Below are 615 nucleotides of genomic sequence, written 5' to 3'. Positions count from 1 at the left end.
AACAACAAATCCATCATCAAGCTGTTGCGTGATCCTAACGCTGAACGTGAGCAGTATCTGGCACTGATTCAGCATTTTACAGATTTCAGAGACAATATCGATCAAAAACGAGCGGCATTGAATACCAGTAACATCGACGAGCTGGGCGGTAGCGCAGGAGAGGTAGGGAGAATGACTCGGGACACCATGTCATCGTTCAGCTATATAGAAGAATTAACGGATTACATCAATCAGGATAACTACCCAACTGAGGCAAGAGGGCTTGCCAAAGAACATTTAGCAGATACCTTAAATGAAACCTGTGAGCAACTCAAACTTGCATTGCGTGATGTCAACTCCTTACCAACAACCCAGCGTAAAACCTACTCAGAGGCTCTTAAAGCCACTTTAGAGACGTTTACTGAGCAATATGGCAAAGAGCTGTCTGAAAGCCAACACAGAGCACTACAGGGTGGTTTAGAGACCTATCAGTATCAAGTGAGTAGAACTAATACACCTAGGCGAGGATTTAGTCCTTAATCTAGTCCTCAAAAAAACCGCTACTGAGGAAAAATTTGCTTAGGCAAGATACGTTGTTTAAGTGATGATTTTTTACTTATCCACAAAAAAATTTAT

1 protein-coding gene is annotated in these 615 nt (G+C 42.0%); it reads left to right on the top strand.

Going from position 1 to position 615, the window contains the following annotated elements; genetic code table 11:
- A partial coding sequence (locus ACT3QQ_RS13945) for a hypothetical protein (protein WP_444528433.1) occupies positions 1-519 on the top strand: 519 nt, incomplete at its 5' end.
- Between the last annotated feature and the right edge of the window lie 96 nt (positions 520-615).

The sequence above is a fragment of the Psychrobacter sp. AOP7-A1-24 genome (assembly GCF_052376235.1).
Classification (GTDB): domain Bacteria; phylum Pseudomonadota; class Gammaproteobacteria; order Pseudomonadales; family Moraxellaceae; genus Psychrobacter.
Note: the sequence above shows the minus strand (reverse complement) of the source record. Positions and strands in the feature narration are given on the sequence as shown.